The 6,296-nt window shown below is 50.2% G+C and carries 9 protein-coding genes; 4 read left to right on the top strand and 5 right to left on the bottom strand.

The genetic code is table 11. The features are described 5' to 3' along the window. The 3 genes from PsW74_RS30075 to PsW74_RS28020 all read right to left on the bottom strand — a co-directional run. A partial coding sequence (locus tag PsW74_RS30075; protein WP_244277910.1) for a glutathionylspermidine synthase family protein occupies window positions 1-460 on the bottom strand: 460 nt, incomplete at its 3' end. 16 nt (window positions 461-476) lie between these two features. Next, entirely contained in the window at window positions 477-1,148 is a 672-nt protein-coding gene (locus PsW74_RS28025; protein ID WP_063288392.1) for a PspA/IM30 family protein, read from the bottom strand. A 13-nt stretch (window positions 1,149-1,161) separates the two neighbouring features. Beyond that, entirely contained in the window at window positions 1,162-1,599 is a 438-nt protein-coding gene (locus PsW74_RS28020) for a DUF2170 family protein (protein WP_082830732.1), read from the bottom strand. Window positions 1,600-1,844: 245 nt separating this feature from the next. Between PsW74_RS28020 and PsW74_RS28015 the strand changes: the two genes are divergently transcribed. Genes PsW74_RS28015 through PsW74_RS28000 form a run of 4 tightly spaced genes read left to right on the top strand, consistent with a single transcriptional unit; the run spans window position 1,845 to window position 4,540 of the window. Next, entirely contained in the window at window positions 1,845-2,900 is a 1,056-nt protein-coding gene (locus PsW74_RS28015; RefSeq protein ID WP_063288393.1) for an ion channel, read from the top strand. Beyond that, window positions 2,881-3,528, top strand: a complete 648-nt coding sequence (locus tag PsW74_RS28010; protein WP_063288394.1) for a DUF2491 family protein — start codon at window positions 2,881-2,883, stop codon at window positions 3,526-3,528. The genes PsW74_RS28015 and PsW74_RS28010 overlap by 20 nt, the downstream gene beginning before the upstream one ends. Before the next feature lie 5 nt (window positions 3,529-3,533). Then, window positions 3,534-3,956 carry a DUF350 domain-containing protein gene (locus PsW74_RS28005; RefSeq protein WP_063288414.1) on the top strand — a complete coding sequence of 141 codons (423 nt, stop codon included), beginning with the start codon at window positions 3,534-3,536 and terminating at the stop codon, window positions 3,954-3,956. A gap of 17 nt (window positions 3,957-3,973) precedes the next feature. Continuing rightward, the gene (locus PsW74_RS28000; protein ID WP_082830731.1) at window positions 3,974-4,540 is read left to right on the top strand and encodes a DUF1190 domain-containing protein; all 567 of its coding nucleotides are present in this window, start codon (window positions 3,974-3,976) and stop codon (window positions 4,538-4,540) included. A gap of 281 nt (window positions 4,541-4,821) precedes the next feature. On the opposite strand, the gene PsW74_RS27995 is transcribed toward PsW74_RS28000, so the two are convergent. Both PsW74_RS27995 and PsW74_RS27990 read right to left on the bottom strand, forming a co-directional pair. Beyond that, complete coding sequence (locus tag PsW74_RS27995) at window positions 4,822-5,265, bottom strand: hypothetical protein (protein ID WP_057462700.1); 444 nt, start codon at window positions 5,263-5,265, stop codon at window positions 4,822-4,824. A gap of 82 nt (window positions 5,266-5,347) precedes the next feature. Then, complete coding sequence (locus tag PsW74_RS27990; RefSeq protein ID WP_057462701.1) at window positions 5,348-6,064, bottom strand: ArsR family transcriptional regulator; 717 nt, start codon at window positions 6,062-6,064, stop codon at window positions 5,348-5,350. Between the last annotated feature and the right edge of the window lie 232 nt (window positions 6,065-6,296).

Genomic DNA, 6,296 nt, shown 5'->3' with positions numbered 1-6,296 from the left:
AGTTAAACTGATCGGCTTGTTGCGGGATCCCGCCGCGGGAGAGCTGGTCTTCCAGCCAGTTCCACTGGAAGAAGCCGGTCTCATACAAAGAGGTTGGAGTGTCGGCGTTGAACTCCAGCATCTTTGCAGGGCCGTTACCATCGTAGACAAAGTCAAACCGCCCGTAGAGCGCTGGCTCGGAGTTCTTCCATGATTGCGCGATCCAGTCCCAGTATTTCTCTGGAATCTGTAGCGCGTGCATCATCTGCTCACTTTGGACCGCTTTGTCGACGAGTTGGAGACACAGGCCGTTAATCTCCTCGGTCACATCTTCCAGATCATCCTCGATCTGTTTGAGTGTGAACTGGTATGCACGGCTTTCATCCCAATAGGGTTCGCCGTACATACTGTGAAAATTGAAGCCGAGCGCTTCTGCCTGTTGTTTCCAGTCGGAGCGCTCAGGCAACAATATTCGTTTCATAGATCAGCTCAGATGCTTATAGGGCTTCAAGAAGTTTTTGCACGTCGCCCTGTCCCGGACGCTCAAGGCGCTTGATTTTCTCTTCAAGGTCTGCCCCGCTATCAACCCGCGCTTCCTGCTCGGCAGCTTCCAGCATAGCCTGCTGATGGGCCTGACGTTGTTCAAGGCGGTCAAGACTGTCCACCGCACTTGCCAGTTTGCCATTGGAGGCCACTGTGCTGGTGGAGGAAGCTTTTTGAGCCTTGATCAAAGCTTCGGTTGCTTTGGCGCTTTCGATCTTTCGGTTCAGGTTTTCAATACGATCCTGAGACTGACGGATAGAAGCATCCATTTTCTCTTCGGTGGATTTATACTGATCCGCCAGATCCTGTTCAGAGATCGACTTTTCTTTCAGCTTGAGAATGCTCTCAATGATCTCGACAGCCAGCGCTTCATCTCCGGTTGATTTTGCCGTGCGCGCGGCGTCTGTACGGCGCTGTACTTCGCTTTCCAGCTCAGCAACGGAGCGCTCTTTCAGCACTCTGTTGGCAGTCATACGTGAGCGCTCGTCCTTGGCCTTGGCGATGGCGTCTTTCGCCTCGCGAATTTCCTGTTCCAGAATTACCATCAAGTTGGAATCCTGAATGCTCTCAGCTGCGTTGTTGGCGTGGCCCTTCACCGCAGAAAACAGTTTGCCCCAGATGCTCATAGATGCCTCCTGATTATGCGCTGGCTTTTGGACCGAGTTCACGGGCCAGTTCGATTGCGTTTTCTGCGATTACTTTGAATTCCTCGACGATCTCAGAAATCGGAGAGGTGGAGGACATGGTGCCGAACAGCTCATGATACTCACGGTCGCCAATCTTCTCGATGGAGAGGGCGCTGAGCGGCATGAGTGTACGGTGAGAGCGGAGCATCAGTGCTTCAAACGCTTCCGGATCTTCCAGCTCATCGCGATCCCAGAGCACGGTGGTGGTGGTGATTTGTGCAGTGCTGACAACTACAAAGAGGACGACATCGCCGATGCTCTTCATGTGAACTTCAAAAACATCCTGTGCTTCAGGTGCAGCAACAAACTCCATTTCCTCTGAAAGGCCTGCTGCGCTATTCAGCGCTTCCAGCAAACTTGAGGCCGTCCATTGGCTAACCGACTGAGCCATTACAAATTCTCCAATTCAAAACCGTATGGGTTCAAAGCGCTTTATAAGATGCGAGTCTTTAGTAGATTACCACCCGACTGTCTTGAGTGGGCTCAGAGAATGCACTTATTTAATGCAAATAAATGCTTTTCCCTATTCACCAAGTCAATATAATTACCTATTACTCACGGGGTTAATTTCAATAGTTCGCCACAAGTTTCTTCAGTGACCGTTCTATGGTGTACAGGCGACAGGACGTTTTATCAGTGCCAGTTATTCAGCGGATATATTCCAAGTTCTATGAGCACCTTGTTGAGCTGCGTCTTTGGGTGCTGTTCTCGCTCATAGGCGCGTATCTGCTGATCTCGTGGTTACTGTTTGTGTGGGCGGGTGAGACAGATCTGGTGTCTGACCCTGTCGTGTTCCTGTACTTTGCCTCCACCACGGCCTCAACCGTCGGCTACGGTGATCTGTCACCGGCAACAGAGGCTGGACGGCTGATTTCGGCGCTCTGGTTTGTGCCCGGTGCACTGCTTATTTTCACGGCTGTGTTGAGCAAGCTCACCAGCTCTCTCGTTCAAGGGGTAAGACGCATGGTCGATGGTCGCGGAAACTTCAGAAACCTTAGTGGAGCCACGGTTATCATCGGGTATCATAGCGACCGGACCGAGCGCATGATCACCGACCTGATTGCCGGCAAAGACAACGACACCAAAATTGTGCTGCTCGCTACCTCTGCCGACATTACGGTTCCTGAGGGGGTTCGCTTTGTGCGCGGTGACCGGCTCGATACGCTGGAAACACTGAAACGGGCTGCGGTGGAGTATGCTGAAAAGATCATCGTTTATACCGAGAGTGATGCGGAAACCTTCAACACCTGCCTTGCTATCCGAGAGCTCTCCGGCAACGTACATGTTGCTGCCTATTTCGGTGACCGAGACACAGCTCGTCGTGCAACCAAACTGGCGCATGTGGAAGCAGTGGTTTCGAGTGCAACGGAAACGCTTGTGCGTGCTGCGCAGGATCCAGGCGCAAGTCGGGTTATCATGGCGCTGAGCAGCGCAACGCACAACGCCACCATTTATTCTGGTGTTCTTGAAGGGACACGGGCGTATCTGGCTGCGGAAGTTGAACAGCAACTTCTTTCGGTCAATGCCGTTCTGCTTGCTGTAGGACAGAACGGAGCGGATGATGTGTCTTTCAAGCCATTTCCGCGTGATTTGGGCGGCGGTACCACCGTCTATTATGTGGCTCAGCAACGTCTTGAGCCGGAGACATGGTCTCGTTTAATGGAGAAGCTTGATGCTGAAGTTCTGGCGTAAATCAAAAGCTCAAAATGAATTACCTGAAGTGCTCGGCATCACCATTGGCAGGGCTGTTACTGTTGACAGTATCTCCGTTAAGCTGCTGCCTCAGGACAGTTTGATCGAGGTGCCACAGCTGACGTTTTCAATTGTTGCGCAAGGCCATTGCGATCTTGGCGAACAGTCACATTTGCACCGTTTTTACCCGGATGACGACGCCGTTCTCTTGCAAATTCAGGGAGGGGATGGTGTCACTGATGAGCGTGTTGACGAGATCATGCTGTGGTCCTATTACGATGTTCAGTACCCCAGTACAGATCACCAATGGCGCGAAATCCATCGATCTATCTGCCAAAAAACCTTTTCGCTCTCCAGTTCTCAGGGCGATGTACTGTTCGAACGGGCATGGTTTGACAGCTCTGACCAGCCGGAAGAACCCATGCAGTACTGGGAGAGTGTGAGTGAAGATCGTACTGGTAAATCTGGACGTAGAATTTTCCAAAGCGCCATGTTGTTCGCACGAGAACTAAGCGACGGTAAAGACGAGATGTTGCTGGTGAACATGGAAGAGGTGGAAGGCACAAACGAGCGCAGTGTGGCCTTTATGCTCGGACGTAGTCTTTCACAACACGAATTGCATATTTGATCTTTATGGAGAATATTTTGGCTGAACTTCAAAATTCCTTATTTGGCTTACTGCCTTTTCTGGCCTATTTTATTGTTGCCGTTGTGATGCTTGTGATTTTCGTGGCGATCTACAAGTTTGTCACTCCTCATAAGGAGATGGCACTTATCAAAGAAAATAATAGTGCTGCCTCTCTCTCGCTCACAGGCACTGTTATTGGCTTTTCCATTCCTATCGCAAGCGCCGCTGCCAACTCTGTTGGCTTGATTGATTTTGCTGTTTGGGGTGTTGTTGCTGGTGTCCTGCAAATTGTCACATTTTTAGTATTCCGAGCGTTCTACCCGCAAGTCTCCAGCAGAATTGAAAAGGGTGAAACCGCAATTGGTATCCATCTTGGTGGCGTTTCTATTAGCGTCGGGCTTTTGAATGCCGCTTGCATGACCTATTGAGCCTTGGAGGAAACCAGATGAAACGTTCAGGACCTCTAAAACTCGTAATCATGGCAACAGCTGGGGTGTCTCTTGCTGCTTGTGATAAGTTCGAGGAAAAGGCAGACGGACAAGTTTTTGTCGATCAGGAGCAGTGTGTTTCTGCTGAGCAATATAGCGTGAATGAGTGCACCGCAGCCTTCAAGGTTGCCAAAGATGCAGACAATGCCTCCGCACCGCGCTACAACACCAACCGCCTCTGTGAAGATCAGCATGGACGGTATGCATGTGTTCCAGCGTATGGGACTGGAACCTCCTATAGCAGCTACTTTGTTCCAATCGCGGCTGGATACTTTATTGCTAATGCTGCCCAAGGTTTGTCTGACTGGAAGTATCGCGTTCGCCCTGTTTATCCAGATCGCAATCGACGCCATTTTTACACCAGCGGCGGATACCTTCTCGACATGTCGTCGAGCAATCGGTCAGCTCGTATTCCTAAAAAAGCGACAGCAAAACTCCCAAAGCCACCCAAAGTTCAGACCAGAACCTCCATCGCGTCTCGTGGTGGTTTCGGATCCAGATCAGGGCGTGGATTTGGCGGGTAAGAAAGATAACAGATGAGGCACCGTTTATGTCGATGCCTCATCTAAATTACACCTTCTACGAAAACTGCCTCAACTATTGATAGAACTGCTCGAATGGCCGGTATTGGCCCGAATTTCTAAACTTTCCTGACGTGTAGCAGCGTGACCATTGCAGACATTCATCTGTTTTAGGGCGACGCAGTCAAAGCATTCTTACTATTTCTGATTGTTGTCGTTGCAGATAGATTTTTGGATGGGAAGCAGCAGTTGGCCTAAGCCAACTGCTGCTCGTGGGAGATCAATCAACGATGTTCTTCTGGAACCCAATCTGCAGGCGCTGAGTTCCAGAATCTATTTGGATTATCTTCATCCAAACCTCGAATGTGCACAGTTCGCAAACACGCTTCAACAAATACAACCGGCTCTTCATACGGGTGTGCAGAATAGATGGCTTCAACAACCCGAGCCACCAGTGCATCATCGTCTAAAACAAAGAACGAAAGCTCCATACAAGGCACTTCTACGACAGTTTCAGTCGTAGTGTTTCGACCGCTACCCAGTGATCTGAATTGCTGTACTCCCAATGCCGTTTTAAATGTGACGCTGTCGTAATCGCCATATTTGAGCGAGGTTTCTTTTAGAACGTACTCCACAACTGTCTGTGCGTTTTGATCCGGAATTTGAGTCGTAATCCGAAAGCCGCGCTCTGGGGTGAACCGTTCAGTGGTAAGATTAGGAAGAGTCATATCATTCTCCGGTTGCTCCTCACTCGGAGTATCTGACTTTCAAATGTATGTGTGATCAAACGGTTCGCTAGCGGGCGAACTGTTAAGGATAATCAGTGCGGTTGATGAGGTCCCGTGGAATGCCGAAATCGCGTTCAAATATCTCGTATCCAAGTGCAGTTATTGAAAGTTCTCTGCTTCCCGTGCGTCGTTCAAGCCAGTTAATTTTCAAGGCTTTTTCCATAAGCGCTGTCGCCAACGGCCCAGATATATGCTGCCTACGCTCTGTCCAATCGAGGCACAGCTTCACGGCAGGTTTTTGAGATGTACTTTGGTTTGGTACATCGACTTCCAATTTGCGGAAAAACGCCTCACCTGCGACGCTAAGTACAGCGACTTCACCCTGTATACGCAATAAGCCCAGAGCAACTAGGCGGTTGGTGATCAAAACTCCCAGCCTACCTGCAATGTGGTTATAGCAACTGCGGGCTCGCATGATATTCGCTTCGGGCAGCTTTCGATTTCTAGCGCGGTATAGGTGATCCGTAGGGGATAGGCCTGCCAAGACCTCAAGCACGCCTGCGACGTCTTCACTTGCAATTCGGTGGTAGATGCAACGACCACTACGAATACAAGATGTTAATCCAGCCGCTTGAAGTTGTTTGAGATGCACACTCGCGGTTTGAGCGGAAATCTCGGCAGCGCAAGCCAACTCCTTATTGGTAAACGCGCGCCCATCCATCATTTCGCAAAGGATGCGAGTGCGGCTTGCGTCTGCAAGCGCTGCACCTATGATGTCAAGTCTGGGTTCTGCTGTCATAATAGGACATTACCACCAGAATGTTGCTGAAGCGAGAGGAGACGGTCAGTTGGTGAACTACTGGTTCAGGTCACAAAGGGCTCAAACTTGAGGTCGGCCTTATTCAGTTTTCTGCTGATGCCCTTCGTTCAAAGAGTAGCCTCGTGTGCATCCTGTTTTTCGTACCATCTCGAATGTCCGCAAACCGCAATCCGTTTCTTACGCCTCCACAACGTGGTGCTTGTTGCCTTCA

Origin of the sequence: Pseudovibrio sp. W74 (assembly GCF_001623085.1) — a bacterium.
Taxonomy (GTDB): Bacteria; Pseudomonadota; Alphaproteobacteria; order Rhizobiales; family Stappiaceae; genus Pseudovibrio.
The sequence above is the reverse complement of the archived record's forward strand: the minus strand, read 5'-3'. Positions and strand labels throughout refer to the sequence as shown.

Coding starts and splice junctions, on each gene's coding strand:
- PsW74_RS28025 (WP_063288392.1), bottom strand. CDS start 1,148: ATGAGCATCTGGGGCAAACTGTTTTCTGCGGTGAAGGGCCACGCCAAC.
- PsW74_RS28020 (WP_082830732.1), bottom strand. CDS start 1,599: ATGGCTCAGTCGGTTAGCCAATGGACGGCCTCAAGTTTGCTGGAAGCG.
- PsW74_RS28010 (WP_063288394.1), top strand. CDS start 2,881: ATGCTGAAGTTCTGGCGTAAATCAAAAGCTCAAAATGAATTACCTGAA.
- PsW74_RS28005 (WP_063288414.1), top strand. CDS start 3,534: ATGGAGAATATTTTGGCTGAACTTCAAAATTCCTTATTTGGCTTACTG.
- PsW74_RS28000 (WP_082830731.1), top strand. CDS start 3,974: ATGAAACGTTCAGGACCTCTAAAACTCGTAATCATGGCAACAGCTGGG.
- PsW74_RS27995 (WP_057462700.1), bottom strand. CDS start 5,265: ATGACTCTTCCTAATCTTACCACTGAACGGTTCACCCCAGAGCGCGGC.
- PsW74_RS27990 (WP_057462701.1), bottom strand. CDS start 6,064: ATGACAGCAGAACCCAGACTTGACATCATAGGTGCAGCGCTTGCAGAC.